Origin of the sequence: Psychrobacter sp. UBA2514 (assembly GCF_002341255.1) — a bacterium.
In the GTDB taxonomy this organism is placed as follows: Bacteria; Pseudomonadota; Gammaproteobacteria; order Pseudomonadales; family Moraxellaceae; genus Psychrobacter; species Psychrobacter pacificensis.
Genome location: NZ_DDNS01000054.1, coordinates 905 through 19,857 on the forward strand (window position 1 = coordinate 905; position 18,953 = coordinate 19,857).

Below are 18,953 nucleotides of genomic sequence, written 5' to 3' on the forward strand. Positions count from 1 at the left end.
TTTTTATAATGGTTTCACTATAAGTAAGATATAAATATTTCAAACTCAAATGTAAGATACCTAATTTTAAGTATATTATTTACATTTCTAAAAAAACTTTGTTTTCAATTAAAAATACTAATGACCACTCATGATAATACCAGTACTAAATATCACTAACGTCCAACTTACTCAACTCGACCATGAAACTTGGTGCGTGACTGCTCAAGTAAGTGATTTATCCAGTCCTGTAGGAATGAGCAACTTGTGGAACGACTCATACTGGTTATCAGTATATCCATCTTCACATATAGTCTTTACTGAGCTTCGTCATTTCAAATGGCATTATCATGCAGTACAAAAACCAATATCAAAACGTAGTATTGCTCATAGGCAACGTCAACAGCAGCGCCAAGGTGTAAGACAGTTACTACAAGCGCTACTTAACAAGCTAGAAATCAGCGATACCTTAGATGAGTCGAGCTTTCCCTATCGCCTTAGCAAAAGCAAGTATTACGTCTGTTTTAGCCATACAGCCGCTCATAACAAAGACGAATTTAATAAAAAATCTCATCAAAATATCGCTGCTATTTCATACAGCAAAATAGCAGCGGTCATCAGTCGTCGTCGCCCTGCTGGCATCGATATCGAGCACAATGATGTTGCTTGGCATATCGTCAAGCGTTTTTACTCAGATAATGAAGTTACTATCTTACAGACATTACCAAAAAATCAGCGTGATTATATTGCAAAGTTACTATGGCAAATCAAAGAAAGCTTTATCAAGATCCATCAGTACACTTTGGCACAAGGTTTAGGTATAGATTACTCTGATGTCATTCCTGCCTTGACTGATGATATGAATAAAGACCTTATTACTATCAGTCATACTAACGATCAATCCAATCACCAAATTGCAGTATTGCAAGCAGATCAAACAGTCGTCGTTTTTTGATCATATCTGGCAATGCTCTCGTATTTATTATCTTCGCTTTCTTCTAGACATAAAAAAACGACCCTAGAAAGGGTCGTTTTTTTTATTCTCTTCTAATAACAGTCGTTAAACTGCGATTAGCTTAGAAGCGGTAAGTTGCACCAAGTTTAACGATTGGCATCCACTCTAACCAGCTTTTATCTTCTAGATCTTTTTCAGCTTGACGCGCTGCATCTTGCGCCGCTACTACATTTCCGCCTTCACCAGTGTAACGAACGTTTGCATCTACTTTGCCCATATAAGCTGCACCTAGTTCACCAAATAAACCAAAGTTATTAGTGATATTAGGACGGAAGCCTACAGTTAAGTAAGGGGCTAACTTGTTACGGTGCTCAATACTACCTTCTAGGTTACCAACGTTATCACCGCCAAAATCTTCAGCTAAAGATTGGTCAAGAGTTGCATTACCAGCATAGAACTTGTTGCCATCAATACTGTAGTAACCTTCACCTTCAGCATTTGCACGAACATCAATATCGTTATCAGGAACGATGATACCAGCGCCCATTGTGAACCAGTTACCAGTAGGACGTAACTGTACACCTAAGTACGGGTTGCTAAAATCTGTATCTACGTCATAGTTGATGTCATTTGCATCGAAGTCACCGCCGAATAGGTCGGCAACATCGCCACCTGCCCAACCAGCTTGTAGTTCAGTTTTCTCGTTTAGAGACCAACCGATGTTAGCGCCATAACCTAAAGTACCAACTTCAGCACTAACAGATGCTGGGTTAACAGCTGTTTGGAAGAAAGTTTTAGTACCACCAACTACAGCACCAGTAGTGTTGCGTACGATACCAGCATCAGAGTTATATGCATAAGCAGGTTCTGCTTGGTAGGCAACAGCCACTGGTTCAGCTTTGTATACTACCGCATCGTTATTATCAACAACGATAACCGGATCAGCGGCTAATGCAGCAGTTGATGCTAGAACAGCAGCAGAGATAGCTGTAAGTTTAATAAGTTTCATAATTATTCTCCTAAAGTGTAAAGTAACTCGCCCGTAAAAAATGATAATTTTGCTCTTTTTTAAACCACCATTTTGTTGAGTTGAAGAGATTAAAACAATTTTGACTCAAAAAGTCACCCCCATGGATGCGCTTTTTATTTGCCGTTATGTAAAGATTGCATAGTTACTGTAATAATTGCTACACCAACCTGCAAAACTTTGAATTCCTGTTACACAACTCTCTCAAAGCAATTAATCAGGGTAGACATGAATACTGATCCGCTTAATGTTCATGTGAGGGTATTACAAAATGTTTCATCATAATGTCTGAGTAAACCACTCAACTCAACAGCAGTTATATAGCTTATTACTACAGAATGTTGCAATGTGTGAGTTGAGGTATCTACTGTTTCGCTTAGAAAAAATTGTAAATATGGAAGCTAACAGTACAAATGTTCTTATATAGTGTCACCAAGCCTTGTCTCAGCTTGATATTGTGCTAAATTAGACATAGAGATAGATCTATTGTGGGAATGCAGATTTATTACTATTTGTCTTCGTTATGAAAACATTATAGTCTCGTCGAAAACATTATAGTCTTGTCAGCCTCCCCCCTTTTACTACTACTGAGCCCTTTATATGCCTAAAATATCCTCAATCACCCGTGTGTTAGAGATCATAGAAGCCGTGTCATATGCTTCTAAACCTCTCTCTCCACTTGAGCTATCGCAAGAGTTGGATATTCCTAAACCGACCATACACCGTTTAATTCAGAATTTGGTCGACGATGGTTTTTTGACCGTTGATATCGGTGGCGGTATTGTTCCTGGTAAACGGGTTCGCAATCTGAGCGTTGAGCTTTGGCAGCAGCGCTTATTCTTTAATGAGCGCCAGATGATTTTGCAAAAACTAGTTGATGAGCTCAAAGAAACTTGCGGTATCGGTGTTCCTTATCATATGAATATGATTTATACCAACCGCGCACAAACGACCTTACCATTGCAGATATACCTCCCAGTAGGTGCAAAGTCGCCCATGTGGTGTACGGCAACTGGTAAATTGTATTTGAGCCAACTGTCTACCACCAGTCGCAATAAAATATTGCAGGGTTTACCATTAGACAAATTCACCAAAAACACCATCACTGATATTGACGCCTTGAATGCCGAGCTCGATCGTATCGCTACCACTGGCATTGGTATTGATAACGAGGAGTTTATCTCTGAAATGGTGGGGGTGGCGGTGCCTATATTAGATAAAAAGTCGCGCTATCTGGCCTCATTGTACCTGCATGCACCAACGATACGCGTATCGCTCGACGAATTACTGACTCATGTACCTCGACTACAGCAAGCAGCGCAAGATATTCAAGCTCTCGTGTATGACTTACAAAGCTAATAGAGTCATTGCTCATTCATTACTATGATCAAATAAAAAAGGTTCACACTATAAATGTAGCATGAACCTTTTTGCATCTAACAAGCCCTCTTTAATCAATCCCCACTATTCACGATAGTAAGAGTGATTGAGTATATGAGTCGTTATTTCTAAGATAATTCTAAAACAATACCGAGGCATCATGACGGCCCATAATACTAGAGAAGTCTTTATCACCGTTCTCAAGCGCATGCGTGGCATATAATTCTGTTGCCTTGGCACCCATTGGCGTGTCTACATGAGTATCCTTTGCCGTTTGCATGGCAAGATTGAGATCTTTTTGCATCAGCTTACTCATAAAACCACCTTGGTAGCCATTGCTAGAGGGAACGTTTTCCATGACTTGCGGATAAGGGTTATAGACCTCTAACGTCCAGTTACGGCCTGAGCTTTGTAGCATAATATCTGATAATACTTTGGGATCTAGACCGTTCTTCACCCCTAAATTAATCGCCTCTGCCGTGCCTGCCATTAGGATACCTAACAGCATGTTGTTGCAAATCTTCGCAACTTGTCCTGCACCATGTTCGCCTGCATGAAAAATATTTTTCCCCATTACAGCGAGTATCGGCTCAGCTTTGGCAAAAGCGTCGTCATCACCACCAACAATAAAGGTCAAGCTACCAGCAATCGCCCCGCCTGTCCCGCCAGACACGGGGGCATCCAAAAAGTCGATGCCAAGCTGGCTTGCAGCGTCTGCCACTGCCCTAGCATCAGCAGCCGCTATTGTACTACTGTCAATCACAAGCGTGCCTTTTGGTAATTCTGCCAGCAGACCATTAGCGCCACTATCGCCCAGATACACAGAGTGCACATGCTGACCCGCCGGCAGCATACTAATGACAACTTGAGCATTGCTCGCTGCATCTTTAGGACTCTGTGCCACGCGAGCACCTGCTTTTTCTAAGCGCTGGGTTGCTGCATCAGACAAATCAAAGACAGAAAGTGTATATCCTGCCTTTAATAAGTTTTCTGCCATAGGCGCACCCATATTACCAAGTCCAATAAAGGCAATATTTGGTTTAGAGTTATTATCCATCATCACTGTATCTTTTGTACCCATCTCATCACTCCTTGATGATTTATGATGTAGCCATTGCTACATACTATTTGACAATATTTGTTAGTAGATAATTAGCGCACATACTGACTGCCCAAAGCTTCCTCACCCAACCAATCTTCTAGAGGGTGCTCACCTTTTGGATAAGGATTGGCAAAGTGCTTATCGATATACGCTTGGCCTTCTACACTTACGCAGTCTGCCAACGAGCGCGACCACTGCGGATCTTTATCTTTATCAATCAATAACGCACGCACACCTTCTTTGAAATCAGGATTGGCTGCACAATGTACCGCCACGTTGGCTTCTAAATATAAAACTTGTTCTATCGACAAATCAGCGACTTTGTGATACAGCGCGTAGGTTAACGCTGCTGTCACTGGGCAACCATGACGATAGGTTGCAACTGCTCGCTGAGTCCAACTGTCTTCTGAAAAGTCTTTATTTAACTGTACTAGCGCTTCATCACTTTGTAGCAATGCATCGATATCTGCCAAACCGCCACTGTTCATCAATTTTTGGATAGGCTGCCAGTAGGTCGCAAGCTTACTATCAGACAACTCGGCTACTGGCAGCTCAGCAAGTGCACGGCCGACGATACTATGCGCACTATTATGATGGAACTTGTTTGAACTACTGGCACTATCGAGCGTTTGCCAGTCGCTCTGCTTAAGACGTTGTATGACAGCATCATAATCATGACTTGCAACAGCATACTCTGCTAGGTTGGCCAACAGCGCGTCATTGGCGTTACACATCGCGCCAGTCAAGCCTAAGAACAAACCTGTTTTGGCGGGCATTCGCTGCAAAAACCAACTGCCTGAGGCATCAGGAAATAGGCCAATGGTAATCTCAGGCATAGCAAAACGTGTGCGCTCAGTGACAATACGATGACTGCATCCTGCCATCAGCCCCATACCGCCGCCCATGATGATGCCATCACCCCAAAGTATTAATGGTTTTGAGTAAAAGTGCATTTGACGATATAGACGATACTCGTGACTGAAAAACTCAGTGGCATAAGGGTTTGGTATCGGCGCACTGGTAGACATGCTGTCATAGAGCTTACGAATATCACCGCCTGCACAAAAGGCCTTATCGCCTGCCCCTTTTAACACAATCGCCACTACTTGGTCATCTGCTTGCCACTCCTCTAACTGCGCTGCTAGCAGTTGACACATATCAACACTGAGCGCATTAAGCGATTTTGGGGTATTAAGTGTCATTATCCCGATTAGATGTCCGCAATCTGTTGGTTCAGTATTGAACAATACAGATGCCTCTTGCTCGGTATTGTTCAAAGAGTTTTGGGTATCGTCGGTAGCTGCTGTCATAAAAGTGACCTAAAAAGTTAAAAAGTTAAATAATGTCATGAGTGTTATGACCCAAGCATTTTAAGCAATGCTTATTTGTTTTGCCAATTGGGTTGACGCTTTTCTAAAAAGGCTTGCACCCCTTCACGCTGATCCATTGTGTCAAATAGCTTAACGAAAGCTTCACGCTCATGAATAAGATTTTGTGCAGGTGGCGTGTCTCTAGCCGCTTGAATCAGCGCTTTGGAATAACTGACGGCGACGGGTGATTGCTTAGCGACTTTTTTTGCCAAATCTTGAGCGGCTTGTAGTCCCCCACCTTTTGCCGTGACCTCCTCAACCAGACCGATACGCAGTGCGGTATCTGCATCAACGCGCTCACCGCACAGTATCATGCGCTTGGCCCAACCTTCACCCACTAGCCAAGGTAGGTTTTGCGTACCGCCTGCACAGGGCAGTAATCCCACACCTGTCTCTGGCAGTGCCATCTGGGCGTGCGCTTCTGCGATACGGATATCACACGCGAGCGCACACTCCAGTCCACCGCCCATCGCATAGCCGTTGATGACGGCGATACTGACACCGCGATAGGCAGACAGGGCTTCGAACGCCTCACCAAATGCAATCGCCATACTTATCGCACGGCCTTTATCACCATCTGAAAAATTGTTTAAATCTGCACCAGCCGAGAAGAATTTTTCACCATCTCCATGCACGATTAATGCGTAAACATCGTCATTGGCATTGAGATCTGTGATGAGCTGCTTAAGCGCATGCAGACTATCCATCGTCCACGTATGTGCAGGTGGATTGTTCAACGTCAATGTTGCGGTATGACCATCGATCGATAGCTGTAGATTGGTATAATCTGTCATAAAACATCCTTGTTTCAGTAGATCGAGATAAATTAGCGAAGTTGGCTTAGCCCTTCATCTTGCAAGACTTGACGTGAAATAATCACGCGCATGATCTCATTGGTGCCTTCTAAAATTTGGTGCACACGTAAGTCTCGTACATGACGCTCGAGCGGATACTCGTTTAAATACCCATAGCCGCCGTGCAATTGCAGAGCTTCATTGGCAACATCGAAACAAAGGTCGGTGGAGAGACGCTTGGCCATTGCGCAGTAGGTAGACGCTTGCCCATCATTGTTATCGACTTTACTCGCTGCAAGATACAGCATTTGCCGTGCAGCGATGGTCTGAGTCAACATATCAGCAAGTTTAAACTGTACCGACTGTAAGCTAGCAATTGGACTGCCAAATTGACTGCGCTCTTGTACGTAACTGGTTGCCGTCTCTAATGCAGCCTGCGCCGTTCCTACCGCGCAAATACCGATATTGATACGACCACCGTCTAGACCTTTCATCGCGATACGAAAACCTTGACCTTCTTCGCCTATCAGGTTTTCTGCTGGGACTTTGACATCTTTAAAGCTAATCGTTCGTGTCGGCTGTGCTTTCCAGCCCATCTTATGCTCATTTTTGCCGTATTCGATACCAGCACTATTGGCATCTACAACAAACGCTGATACACCTTTTGGCCCAGCACCACCAGTACGCGCCATCACCACCAATACATCGGTCGAGCCTGCGCCAGAGATAAAGGTTTTTTCACCGTTTAATACGTAGTAATCGCCTTGCTTCTCCGCTTTGGTACGGAGTGAGGCCGCATCAGAGCCTGCATTTGGCTCTGTTAAGCAATAGCTGCCAAGCCACTCACCGCTGACCATATTGGGCAAGTATTTTTTGCATAAGGGTTCGCTACCATACTCACCGATCATCCAGGCGGCCATATTATGAATGCTCATATAAGCCGCCACGGACGTATCACCCCATGCCAGCTCTTCGAATACCATTGCTGAGTCGAGTCTTGGCAGGCCCAAGCCATCATATTCTGGATTGGTGTATAGTCCCAAAAAACCAAGCTCACCCGTTTTTTTGATGATGTCCACTGGGAAATGCGAGGTGCGATCCCATTCAGCAGCGTTCGGTTTAAGCTCTTTTTGCGCAAACTGACGGGCTGTTTGACGAAAAGCAACTTGGTCATCGGTCAATGAAAAATCCATAGGGTCATCCTTGTTCTTATAGATCAAATAGAGGGCTTAAATCTCAGATAAACGTTAATAAAAACGCTGGTCAGAGATTTTATAGGACATTAGCGCTATATGATAACGGCATAACGATAATAAAATTGCGTTCAATAGTACCGCAAGTCGTATTAACGTTATACCGAAAATACAGTAATCCGACGATTAAATCGAAATCGTCGTGTTAACACCGCGGCTCGCTTCATCATCGAACCAACGTGCCGTCACTGTCTTCGTCTGAGTATAGAACTGTACGGCTTGCTTGCCATAAGGACCTAGGTCGCCAAGTTTACTGCCACGTGAACCTGAGAATGAGAACATTGGAAGTGGCACAGGTATTGGCAAATTAATACCGATTTGACCGACTTGGATATCTTGTTGGAATTTGTGGGCTGCCGCTCCTGACTGGGTAAATATCGCGGTACCATTGCCATGTGGATTGGCATTAAGCAGTGCAATTGCTTCGTCCAAGCTATCAGCGCGCATAATACACAGTACGGGACCGAATATTTCTTCTTTATAGATTTGCATGTCGCTTGTGACATTATCAAAAATAGTCGGCCCAACAAAGTTACCGTTCTCAAACCCTTCAACAGTAATTCCGCGACCGTCAAGTAGTAAACTTGCGCCCTCTTCTACCCCAGTTCCAATCAAATGCTCGACACGGGCTTTTGCAGCAGGAGAAATCAATGGTCCTAAATCTTTGTCATTTTTACCTGCTGAGACAACTAAACTTTCTGCTTTGGCTTTAATCTCGTCAATCCATTCACCAGCTGCGCCCACTAGCACGACCACTGACAATGCCATACAGCGTTGACCAGCGGCACCGAACGCCGCGCCCGCTAGCTGATTGAGCGTTTGCTCTTTATTGGCATCAGGTAAGATAACACCGTGGTTTTTTGCACCCATCATGCATTGGGCGCGCTTACCTGATTGGCTGGCACGCTCATAGACATGTTTACCAACGTTGGTAGAACCCACAAAAGAAACCGCTTTGATATCTGGATGATCACAGATAGCATCAACGGTAGCCTTGCCACCGTGCACTACGTTCAGCACGCCTTCTGGTACTCCCGCTTCAATCGCTAGCTCAACTAAGCGCATAGTCACCATCGGATCTTGTTCAGACGGTTTTAGGATGAATGTATTACCCGTAGCAATCGCCATTGGGAACATCCATAGCGGAATCATCGCGGGGAAGTTAAACGGCGTAATACCAGCACAAACACCGAGTGGTTGCCAAATACTATAAGTATCAACGCCTGATGCGACGTTTTCTACAAAGTCGCCGATTTGCAAATTGGCGATACCAGCGGCATGCTCTACCACTTCTAGACCGCGGAACACATCACCGCGCGCATCAGCAATCGTTTTGCCTTGCTCTGCGGTCAAGATTTCTGCCAACTCATCCATATGCTCGCGAATAAGTGCTTGATAGGTCAAAAAGATACGCGCACGTGTGGTGATTGGCGTTTTGCGCCAGGTTTCAAACGCTGTCTGTGCGGCGGCAACCGCTTGATTAATCTCATCATTGGTGGTTTGAGGGACTTTTGCGATGACTTCTTGAGTTGCTGGATCGGTGATATCAATCCATTCGTCGGTATTTGATTGTACGAACTGACCATTGATGAGCTGCTGAACGTGGTGCATAAGATATCCTTATCTTTTTTGCGAGACTACCGTATGACGGTATCTGAGTATTCATTAAAAGTTAAGCGCTATAAATAGTTATTTGCAAAATATTTATAGAAAACCAAATTTTAAAATGATTTATTTTGTATCGTTATTGACTATAACAATAAATCAATTTTACGGTCAAGCGCTTTATCAAAATTTTCGCTAAGTTTGTTTTGTTAAAGGGGATTTATCCAAATAGTAGAAACAAAAAGCCCATGATTGCTCATGAGCTTCTAATAAGATCAACCTAGTTTTTAGGCGGAACCAACATAGTTGCTAGCCTATACCAACTAATAATCCTTCATTGATTGCTTAATCGCATCAATAGCGGCTGGATTATCAAGCGTCGACATGTCGCCGGTAGGCCTGTCCTCTGCTAACGCCCGAATAGATCGGCGTAGGATTTTGCCAGAGCGCGTCTTTGGCAATGCCTGCGGGAAATAAATGGCCGCCGGCCTTGCAATACCGCCTAAGGATTTGACCACAGCGCCTATGACTTGCTGCTCAATGCGGAAGCGGTTTTCGGTGGTTTCGACTTGCGATTGATCTTTTAGGACGCAGAACGCAATTGGTAGCTCGCCTTTTAGCTCATCTTGGATGCCTACCACAGCGCATTCTGCCATCTCTGGATGAGTACTAATTGCTTCTTCTATCTCTTGCGTACCTATTCGATGGCCTGCGACGTTTATCACGTCATCGGTACGCCCCAAGATGTAAAAGTAACCGTCTTCATCTGTCACTGCATAGTCTGAGGTAGAATACTGCTGGCCATCAAACAGACCAAAGTAGCTGCTGACAAAGCGCTCATCGTTACGCCATACCGTGGTGAGACAGCCAGGTGGTAGTGGCGCTTTAATCGCAAGCAACCCTTTTTCACCCGCCCTGCAAGGTTCACCTGTTTCCTCATTGAGGACTTTCGCTTCATAGCCATACATAGGATAGCCGGGCGAGCCCTGCTTGTGCGGTTTATGATTGAATTTTGGTGTATGGCTCAAGATCGGCCAGCCAGACTCTGTCTGCCAATAGTGATCTAGAATCGGTACGCCTAAATGCTGAGATAACCAATTAGCCGTTGACTCATCAAGCGGCTCACCTGCCAAAAAGAACGACTTGACACTAGACACATCGTAGCGCGTCATCCAGCTTTCATCTTGCTTTTTGAGCATACGTACGCCTGTAGGCGCCGTAAATAGAATATTAACTTTATTAGCTTCAACGATACGCCACCAGATACCTGGGTTCGGTAAGTGTGGTAAGCCTTCGTACATAACACTGGTCATACCCGCTAGCAGTGGCGCATAAATCGTATACGAATGCCCAACCGCCCAGCCAATATCTGATATCGCCCAGAATGTCTCGCCTGCCTTACCATCATAGACATAATCCATCGATGTTGTCAGCGCGACTGCATAACCACCAGTATCACGTTGCACCCCTTTTGGTGTGCCAGTCGTACCAGAGGTATAAAGCAGATAGGACGGTGTGTTGGATTCAAGCCAAACTGGTGCCACAACTGCATGGGCCTCGCAGCTGTGACGTCGTTCAGTCGCATAATCGACGTCGACACCTCTCGGCTCAAACGGTAAAATACCACGATTGACAACTAATACATGCTCAGGCTTGGTTGTTGCTTGTTCAACGCCTTGATTGACGAGATTTTTATAGTTAATAACCTTACCATCACGCAGACTTGCATCCACTGTAATGACCATTTTTGCCTCAGCATCATCCATGCGGATCGCCAAGTTATGCGCGGCAAATCCGCCAAATACGACTGAGTGTATAGCACCAATGCGAGCACAAGCCAGCATGGCATATGCTGCTTCTAGAATCATTGGCATATAGATAATGACACGGTCGCCTTTGCCAATACTATGACGCTGTAGCACGTCTGCGAAGTAATTCACTTCTTTGTATAAATCATTATAAGTCAGGCGGCGCTTGGCGTAATCTGTATAAAACTCAACGTTATTGCCCAGATCTTTAAACGAATCAACGACCGCTGGAAAGGTTTCTATTAACTCTTGATTGATCTCTGATGACACCCACACAAAGGCATCTTGCTCTGCACGGTCTGGCAGATGACGATCGACACAGTTATAGCAAAGATTGGTTTCACCGCCAACAAACCATTTCGCAAAAGGCAGATTGCTGTCATCGAGAATCTGCTCAGGCTCTTTATGCCAGTAGATGCGCTTTGCTTGCTCAGCCCAAAAATTCTCTCGAGCCATAATGGAATCATGATAAATATCCGCGAACGTGGGCACGTCTGCCGCTAGAGTAGAGACTGGGTGTTGGGCGTGGTCGCTCATAGTAGCTGTCCTTAGCATAAACGAGAAATGGGATAAGAATTTTTTATAATCGGCGCATTGGTAAGTTGTTATTGCACTTGTATCGCGTGATATGATCTTTGTACGCGATTGGCTTTATCAACGCTACACTGTTGTGACTGCGGTAAAAAATGTCCTGATAAATACTGGTCATCCTTGCCAGAATTAAAAAACCGATACGTTATGTATCGGTTTAAAATGTAGCAGAGCCCATCACAAAGGTCAACTGTTAAGCGTGCAACACGCATTACATTTTGATGAGCACAAGCGTTTTGACATTCAATCGATAGATAATATTATACTTGAGTTTGATTGGCATACATCTCACGCATGACTTTTTTGTCATGCTTGCCAACAGAGGTTTTTGGCAGTTCATCAACGAATTTAAATTGACTTGGCACGCCATATTTAGGAATGATACCGCGCTCTACCGCTTTTTCTGCAATGGCTTTAATATCGTCAGCACTGGTTTCTTGAGCATTTGGTTTTAGTACCACCAAAGCCAACGGACGCTCGCCCCATTGCTTATCCCGAACGCCAATCACTGAGACATCCGCTACGGATGGATGCAGTGATAAAATCGTCTCAATCTCAAGCGATGAGATCCACTCGCCCCCTGATTTGATCACATCTTTTAGGCGATCAGTGATTTTAATATAACCATCAGGACGTATGTAAGCGATGTCTTGAGTGTGCATATAGCCACTCTCCCACAGTTCCTTACCAGCGTCGTCATTTTTGAAATAGCTTTGGGTCAACCAAGGTGCCCGTAGCACCAGCTCACCCGTATTCTCTTGACCCTTACCTACTGGTTTGTGGCCCTCACCCCATACTTGTGCATCGACCATAAGCACTGGCTTACCTGTCATACAGCGACGGGCGATGTCTTCATCTTCCGTCATTTCAGGCTCATTGAGACTAAATTCAGTCAGACTGATAAGCGGTGCCGTCTCTGACATACCGTAGCCGGTGTAAACTTCGATGCCTTGAGACATTGCTGTTTTTGCTAGCCCTTCGGTCAATCTTGAACCACCAATGATCATTTTTAGCCCATTAAAGCTGGCATCGCGATCTTGTGCCTCTTTGAGCACCATCTGCAAAATCGTTGGCACACAATGTGTGATACTCACCTTTTCATTGAGGATCAAATCCAGCAAGCTATCAGGCGCATAACGTCCTGGATAGACTTGCTTTAGACCCACCATCGTTGCTGTAAATGGGAAACCCCATGCGTGTACGTGGAACATCGGCGTCATCGGCATATAGACATCACCGTAGCTAACACCTTGCTTATTTGGTAGCATACCCAATGTTGCCGCTTCCGCTAGACTGTGCAGTACCAACTGACGGTGACTAAAGAAAACGCCTTTGGGATTCCCTGTCGTACCTGAGGTATAAAAGGTCGTCGCGATGGTATTTTCATCAAAGTCTGGAAAGTCAAAATGACTATCAGCAGCTTCTAGCAATGCTTCATACTCGCCTGTCACGCGGCTTTGATTACTGCCAAAAACCCCTTCAGCGGTCACACCATTGTCGTCTAGCCAAATAATGTGCTCGATACTAGAATTTTCAAATTGATAGTCTTTGACCAATGGCGCAAACTCAGAGTTTAGCATCAGCACTTTAGGCTTGGCATGGTTGATGGTGTAGAGGACTTTTTCTGGTGATAGACGGATATTGACAGTTTGTAGAATGTACTCTGACATCGGTACCGCAAAATAAGACTCAAGATAGCGATTGCTGTCCCAGTCCATAACGGCAACGATGTCGCCTGCATCAAGGTTCAGGTCAGCAAGTACGTTTGCCAAGCGATTGATACGCTCAAACAAGTCCTTGTAAGTGAGTCGCTTTTTGTCCGCATAGACAATCTCTTGGTCTTGTGACACTGTTTTTGCACGGTTTAAGAGTTGCTTGACCAGTAATGGATAATCATAGGCAGAGGGGGCACCATGGTACATATTTGACATAGACCTAACTTCCTTGTTTGTCGCGCTTATAAGTTATAGATAGTAATAAATAAGTAGCAATAAGACATACTAATACAGAATGAACCGCTATAACCACACTATTTTTATAATATAGAGTCATTATTACTGTTGATAGCGTCCTGCTGAATACCAATCGGTTTTGGCGCAGTAAAAGCAACAAGCTTCACTGACCGCAATAAGATTGAATACCTCTTTGATAGTAAGAAAAAACCATCACCATGTAAAGCGACCTTACATTACGTATCATAAGACGGGTAACCAAACATAGATAATACCTGATATACCGTTAAGTGGCGCGTCTTGTCGTTTTAATCATCCCAAAACTGGCTATCAAGAGTGCCAATACCTGAACAAACAATAACAACCATACGGTAAGAGACCACTGCCCTCGCGCATAGGCTATACCACCCAGCCACGCTCCAAGTGTACCGCCTGTGTAATAGCCCATGTAATATAAGCCTGATGCCAATGATCGACCTTTTTTGACATTAACAGCAATATAGCTGATGGTCGCTGACTGCGTAATAAACACACCAGATGACATAACAGCAAGTCCTATGATTACCCCCCATAGTGGGGTCACCAAGGTCAACAGAACTCCAATCATGGAGATAATGATGGCTACCCGAACCGTACGTGCTGAGCCAAACCGGCGCAGCAAGGTCGTTGATAGTGGCGTAATAATCACACCAAGCAAATACACGGCAAAAATATTGGCGAGCGCACCTGTACCAAGCTCATAAGGCTTATCCGCCAAATGTAAGTTGATAAAAGTGAAGCAGCCTACAAGGGAGAACAGCACACAAGCGCCAAGCAGACAAGCGGTCACCACATAACGATTGGTGACATGCTCACCTAACGTCTGTATCGCTGAGCGAAAATTAGGATTGGCCTCAAAGTGACGAGACGATGGTAGCATCTTGCCAACCCATATCGCCCCCAACAAAGTCATCGCTGTCATCACATAGTAACCGTCACGCCAGCCAATCAGCTCATGCAAATGCCCCATCAAAAACCGGCCCATAAAGCCGCCAAGCACGCTTCCTGACACATAAAAGGACATCAGATCAGTCATTGCTCGGCCCTCAAACTCCTCACCGATATAAGCAATCGTCACCACCGTAATACCGGGTACAGAAAGTCCTTGCATAAAACGCCAAATACCGACCCATTCAATACTCGAGCTTTGGGCAATCAGCGCTGTTGGTATGGCCAAAAATAACAAAGCACCGACGATAAAGGATTTGCGCCCGACGGCATCTGAGAGCATACCCAAAAATGGTGACATGATGGCAATGGCCAATACAGTAGCGCCAACGATCATGCCCGCTTGCACTTCCGTCGCAGAAAAGTCCACCATCATGACTGGCAGCACGGCTTGGATAGAGTACACCTGTAAAAAAGCAAACATACCAATCAGGCCAATCGTGAGCTTTAATATCCACGACGTAGAGTGACTGGATGAGGCTACTGTCTTTGGTGCAAAATTTTGATTTTTATCTTTAGAATTATTCACAAGGGCGCTTACTATAATTGATTATGCTATGACAAGGAGGCGTCATTGGCTTGGATAATGAAAGAATATAATGTGAAACTATGAAGGAGGTGCACAGCCATACAGGATATCTATTTATCATAATGACCAGAAAAGCATGTTAGCACACCAACCGATATACTCAGGTTTAAATGTGTTATTGGCGCTTGGTTAGACGCTCCATTTAGAATAAAGACTTGGATCTATACCCTCAATGATGACATTTACCTAACAACTTTTTATTTTTACACATCTACATTGCTTACATCTTTTCTATTACAGACTTTACGCGCTCAAAAATCAATAATCATAGGGTGCTACCTATCAATAAGCAAAATAATTGAACAACTAAATGATTAAGGAGTCATGTCAATGAATGATGAGATTTACGATTTAGGTGCAGGATTTTGGAGTATTCGAGGGTCATTTATAAAAAACGGCATTATAGATATCGGCGTCCAATGTGCGCTTATAAAGCTATCATCAGGCCGATTTATTTTTTTGGACAGCTATACTTTAAAAGACGAGGTTCGTCAGCAAGTGATGGCATTGACCAATGATGGTCAAGATGTCGAAGCCGTCTTAAATGTTCATCCATTTCATACGATACATTGTGCGCAAATGGCTAAAGACTTTCCGCAAGCCACGTTTTACGGTAGTAGTCGACACCCAAAACAAGTACCAGAAGTAAGCTGGGCAGAGGATTTGGTCGAAAGCGATGCGGTCGCTGAGCGTTATCCTGAGCTGAAGTTCTCCCTACCTCAGGGCATCTACTACATCGCCCCTGATGAGTCAGTCCATGCAAGCTCACTATTGGTCTATCATCCTGCCAGCCAAAGTATATATGTCGATGATACGTTTGAGATACCACCTTCTAAGCTGTTTGATGCCGTACAGCCAAACCTAGGTTTACACCCCACCACCAAACAAGCACTAAAAGATGAGCCCGACGCTGGCAAAGCCTATTGTGATTGGGCGATAGATCTTGCACACGAATGGCGCAGCGTACATCATTTTTGCGGTGCACATTCAGGATTAGTCGTATTTGAAGAAGGCCAATTTGAAGCAGCGTTATTATCTGCTATTAATAACGCGCGTAGCGAGCTTGAGGCAAAATAACGACTCTAAAAAAAATGTAAAACATAAAAATTTCGACAAGAAAAACAATCACTTGTTGATTCAATATATTACATAAGGAAAACGATAAATGTCAGATGAAATTCATGATTTAGGGGCAGGATTTTGGAACATACGCGGGTCATTCCGTATCGGCGGTGTGATAAACATTGGTACCCAGTGCTCACTGGTCAAGCTATCCTCAGGACGCTTTGTCTTTTTGGACAGCTACGCCTTAACAGGTGACGTTCGAGACGAAGTCATGGCGCTCACCAATAATGGTCAAGATGTCGAGGCGGTGCTAAACGTTCATCCATTCCATACTGTATATTGTGCGCAAATGGCAAAAGACTTCCCTCAAGCCACGTTTTACGGCAGTAGTCGCCATCATAAAAAGATACCAGAAGTGCGCTGGGCTGACGATTTGGTAGAGAGTGATGCAGTCGCTGAGCGCTACCCTGAGCTTAAATTTTCAATGTCAGAGGGCATTTACTATATATCGCCTAATGAGATGATTCATGCAGGCTCCTTGTTGGCCTATCATCCTGCCAGCCAAAGCTTGCATGTCGATGATACGTTTATGAGTCCGCCCATCAAGCTACTAGAAGCGGTATTGCCTGAGCTGATATTGCACCCTACCACCAAAAAAGCACTCAAAGACGAGCCAAATGCAGGCGCACAATATTGCGACTGGGCAACCAACCTAGCACATGAGTGGCGCGACGTTCGCAATTTTTGTGCCGCACACTCTTATCTTGTTAGGTTCAAAGACGGTGAGTTTGAGAAGGCACTGATAAAAGCCATTGATAAAGCTCGACCCAAACTTATCAAAGCCTAATCTCTTCTTATATTGATATCGCGTAATGATAAAAAAGGGGCTAAGAGATAGCCCCTTTTTACCGCATGCTTATTAAGTCGCATGAGAGTAGTCTGGCGGTCGCTATCTGTATACTCTAGTATCGCTATGTTTAATGCAAAAGAGCATGATGTGTCATTGAAGCGCTGCCACGACTAAAGAGACAACCAAGATAGTGGTCGCTTATGATTAGCTGTCTTGTTTTAATACCCCTTGCCACTGATGGATAAACTTACCGTTTGGATCATATTGCTGGGTTTGTTTATCAAGATTGAACTGCCGACATCCTCTTGGATCCGCCCCCACACCTGCTAGATATTGCCAATTCCCCCAGTTACTGGCGACGTCATAATCGATAAGATGCTGCTCAAAGTAAGTCGCCCCATAACGCCAATCAAGACCCAACTCATGGACAAAGCAACTGGCGACTAACTGTCGTCCACGGTTTGACATATATCCTGTTGCCTTCAATTGGTTCATACAGGCGTTGACAATAGGATATGCTGTATCACCATTTCTCCATTGTTCTAATTTTTTCTGATCCAGTTGGGTTGATGGCGTGTGCTGACCAATACCTTTAAACCAGAATAATTTTTGCTGATGGGTGACAGCGTACCAATAAAAATATTCACGCCAAAGCAGCTCAAACCATATCCAATAAGTGGAGTCATTTGCGATGACATCACGCTCATAATGGCGCAGTCGATTCAATACGGTGTTGATAGACAACGAGCCGTTAGCCAGCCAAGCAGAAAATTTTGTGGAATGCGTCCATTCATCAAGCGCGTTTCGTGTGATTTTATAAGTACTTGGCGCGTCGGAATTGAAATAATTCTTTAAGTGATTTAGCCCGTTCGACTCACCACCTTTGAAATTAGGCGCTTGCTGTTTTTGTTGGGAGATTGCCTGCGCATTATCTTCGCCTGCTTTAAAGAAGTACTCGCACCTATCCACCAGACTCTCAGGTATTGGGGCCAATCGCTCTGGCGTCGCACAAATAGTGATGTCTTGTGCTGCATGCAATAAATCATAATCTGCTTCAATTTTTTTGCGGAACTGCGTAAAGCTTTTGGGCAAATCATTTAGCGGTAATTCATCAAACAAAGTAACCGTTGTCTCAATATGCCAACATATCTGCGGATGTTTATTCTGCAGTAGCGCATAGACTTGGTTTTGATAATAGTCGTCTGTTTTACTGACACAGATATCTGTCACCTGCTGCGCCTCAATGAGCTCATTCAACTGCATGAAGCTATTCGGTGACGTTGGGGTTTTGTGTAGATGTAGCAACTTGTTGCCAAGTAGCTCTAATGATGTATTTAAGTCCGCCAAACTCTCTTGCAAAAATTGCTGGCGGGCGACGCCCATCGTGTCATAATGATAAGCAGCCTGAGAGTTTTGATTGTCCAATATATCCATCAAGGATGAGGCATAAACCAGTAATAATCGCCCATCACGTGAGAGCTTGGCGGCTTTCGATAACGTGGCATTGTCCATCACTCGCAGGTCATTGTGAAAGAGAACCAATACATTTTTACCAGATAGCTGATGGGACATGGCATAAACCTCTTATTGTTCGATAGCTTTTAATTAGAGCGTGTCGAACACTCGACCATGGCACTGACAGCGAC

Annotated in this window: 14 protein-coding genes; 4 read left to right on the plus strand and 10 right to left on the minus strand. The window is 44.3% G+C overall.

Annotated elements, in window-relative coordinates:
- Window positions 1–130: 130 nt before the first annotated feature.
- The gene (locus B3V51_RS12775) at window positions 131–934 is read left to right on the plus strand and encodes a 4'-phosphopantetheinyl transferase superfamily protein (RefSeq protein ID WP_212564449.1); all 804 of its coding nucleotides are present in this window, start codon (window positions 131–133) and stop codon (window positions 932–934) included.
- Window positions 935–1,055: 121 nt separating this feature from the next.
- Here the strand turns inward: B3V51_RS12775 and B3V51_RS12780 are convergent, their stop codons facing one another.
- The gene (locus B3V51_RS12780) at window positions 1,056–1,943 is read right to left on the minus strand and encodes a hypothetical protein (protein ID WP_093069937.1); all 888 of its coding nucleotides are present in this window, start codon (window positions 1,941–1,943) and stop codon (window positions 1,056–1,058) included.
- A gap of 618 nt (window positions 1,944–2,561) precedes the next feature.
- Between B3V51_RS12780 and B3V51_RS12785 the strand changes: the two genes are divergently transcribed.
- Window positions 2,562–3,320: an IclR family transcriptional regulator gene (locus tag B3V51_RS12785; protein WP_286708542.1), complete on the plus strand. Its 759-nt coding sequence runs from the start codon at window positions 2,562–2,564 to the stop codon at window positions 3,318–3,320.
- Between the two features lie 160 nt (window positions 3,321–3,480).
- Here the strand turns inward: B3V51_RS12785 and mmsB are convergent, their stop codons facing one another.
- The 8 genes from mmsB to B3V51_RS12825 all read right to left on the minus strand — a co-directional run bounded on the left by mmsB (window position 3,481) and on the right by B3V51_RS12825 (window position 15,257).
- A complete protein-coding gene (gene mmsB / locus B3V51_RS12790) occupies window positions 3,481–4,422 on the minus strand; it encodes a 3-hydroxyisobutyrate dehydrogenase (protein WP_286708543.1) in 942 nt (313 codons plus the stop codon).
- 71 nt (window positions 4,423–4,493) lie between these two features.
- Window positions 4,494–5,753, minus strand: coding sequence for an enoyl-CoA hydratase/isomerase family protein (locus tag B3V51_RS12795; RefSeq protein WP_286708544.1), 1,260 nt, complete (start codon window positions 5,751–5,753; stop codon window positions 4,494–4,496).
- A gap of 71 nt (window positions 5,754–5,824) precedes the next feature.
- Window positions 5,825–6,607 (minus strand): enoyl-CoA hydratase, encoded by a 783-nt coding sequence (locus B3V51_RS12800; RefSeq protein WP_286708545.1) that lies wholly within the window; start codon window positions 6,605–6,607, stop codon window positions 5,825–5,827.
- Window positions 6,608–6,639: 32 nt separating this feature from the next.
- Window positions 6,640–7,800 (minus strand): acyl-CoA dehydrogenase family protein, encoded by a 1,161-nt coding sequence (locus B3V51_RS12805; protein ID WP_071001714.1) that lies wholly within the window; start codon window positions 7,798–7,800, stop codon window positions 6,640–6,642.
- A gap of 186 nt (window positions 7,801–7,986) precedes the next feature.
- The gene (locus B3V51_RS12810; RefSeq protein ID WP_284719410.1) at window positions 7,987–9,471 is read right to left on the minus strand and encodes a CoA-acylating methylmalonate-semialdehyde dehydrogenase; all 1,485 of its coding nucleotides are present in this window, start codon (window positions 9,469–9,471) and stop codon (window positions 7,987–7,989) included.
- A gap of 317 nt (window positions 9,472–9,788) precedes the next feature.
- Window positions 9,789–11,810, minus strand: coding sequence for a propionate--CoA ligase (locus B3V51_RS12815; protein ID WP_284719411.1), 2,022 nt, complete (start codon window positions 11,808–11,810; stop codon window positions 9,789–9,791).
- A 314-nt stretch (window positions 11,811–12,124) separates the two neighbouring features.
- Window positions 12,125–13,795, minus strand: a complete 1,671-nt coding sequence (locus B3V51_RS12820; RefSeq protein WP_286708546.1) for a fatty acid--CoA ligase — start codon at window positions 13,793–13,795, stop codon at window positions 12,125–12,127.
- Between the two features lie 307 nt (window positions 13,796–14,102).
- Complete coding sequence (locus tag B3V51_RS12825) at window positions 14,103–15,257, minus strand: MFS transporter (RefSeq protein ID WP_265088265.1); 1,155 nt, start codon at window positions 15,255–15,257, stop codon at window positions 14,103–14,105.
- Window positions 15,258–15,722: 465 nt separating this feature from the next.
- Here B3V51_RS12825 and B3V51_RS12830 point away from each other — a divergent pair, with 465 nt between their 5' ends.
- Window positions 15,723–16,469 (plus strand): hypothetical protein, encoded by a 747-nt coding sequence (locus B3V51_RS12830; RefSeq protein ID WP_286708547.1) that lies wholly within the window; start codon window positions 15,723–15,725, stop codon window positions 16,467–16,469.
- Between the two features lie 88 nt (window positions 16,470–16,557).
- Window positions 16,558–17,304 carry a hypothetical protein gene (locus B3V51_RS12835; RefSeq protein ID WP_093069920.1) on the plus strand — a complete coding sequence of 249 codons (747 nt, stop codon included), beginning with the start codon at window positions 16,558–16,560 and terminating at the stop codon, window positions 17,302–17,304.
- A gap of 207 nt (window positions 17,305–17,511) precedes the next feature.
- On the opposite strand, the gene B3V51_RS12840 is transcribed toward B3V51_RS12835, so the two are convergent.
- A complete protein-coding gene (locus tag B3V51_RS12840) occupies window positions 17,512–18,879 on the minus strand; it encodes a DASH family cryptochrome (protein WP_286708548.1) in 1,368 nt (455 codons plus the stop codon).
- Between the last annotated feature and the right edge of the window lie 74 nt (window positions 18,880–18,953).

Coding starts and splice junctions, on each gene's coding strand:
- B3V51_RS12820 (WP_286708546.1), bottom strand. CDS start 13,795: ATGTCAAATATGTACCATGGTGCCCCCTCTGCCTATGATTATCCATTA.
- B3V51_RS12815 (WP_284719411.1), bottom strand. CDS start 11,810: ATGAGCGACCACGCCCAACACCCAGTCTCTACTCTAGCGGCAGACGTG.
- B3V51_RS12830 (WP_286708547.1), top strand. CDS start 15,723: ATGAATGATGAGATTTACGATTTAGGTGCAGGATTTTGGAGTATTCGA.
- B3V51_RS12775 (WP_212564449.1), top strand. CDS start 131: ATGATAATACCAGTACTAAATATCACTAACGTCCAACTTACTCAACTC.
- mmsB (WP_286708543.1), bottom strand. CDS start 4,422: ATGGGTACAAAAGATACAGTGATGATGGATAATAACTCTAAACCAAAT.
- B3V51_RS12785 (WP_286708542.1), top strand. CDS start 2,562: ATGCCTAAAATATCCTCAATCACCCGTGTGTTAGAGATCATAGAAGCC.
- B3V51_RS12840 (WP_286708548.1), bottom strand. CDS start 18,879: ATGTCCCATCAGCTATCTGGTAAAAATGTATTGGTTCTCTTTCACAAT.
- B3V51_RS12805 (WP_071001714.1), bottom strand. CDS start 7,800: ATGGATTTTTCATTGACCGATGACCAAGTTGCTTTTCGTCAAACAGCC.
- B3V51_RS12795 (WP_286708544.1), bottom strand. CDS start 5,753: ATGACAGCAGCTACCGACGATACCCAAAACTCTTTGAACAATACCGAG.
- B3V51_RS12810 (WP_284719410.1), bottom strand. CDS start 9,471: ATGCACCACGTTCAGCAGCTCATCAATGGTCAGTTCGTACAATCAAAT.
- B3V51_RS12835 (WP_093069920.1), top strand. CDS start 16,558: ATGTCAGATGAAATTCATGATTTAGGGGCAGGATTTTGGAACATACGC.
- B3V51_RS12800 (WP_286708545.1), bottom strand. CDS start 6,607: ATGACAGATTATACCAATCTACAGCTATCGATCGATGGTCATACCGCA.
- B3V51_RS12780 (WP_093069937.1), bottom strand. CDS start 1,943: ATGAAACTTATTAAACTTACAGCTATCTCTGCTGCTGTTCTAGCATCA.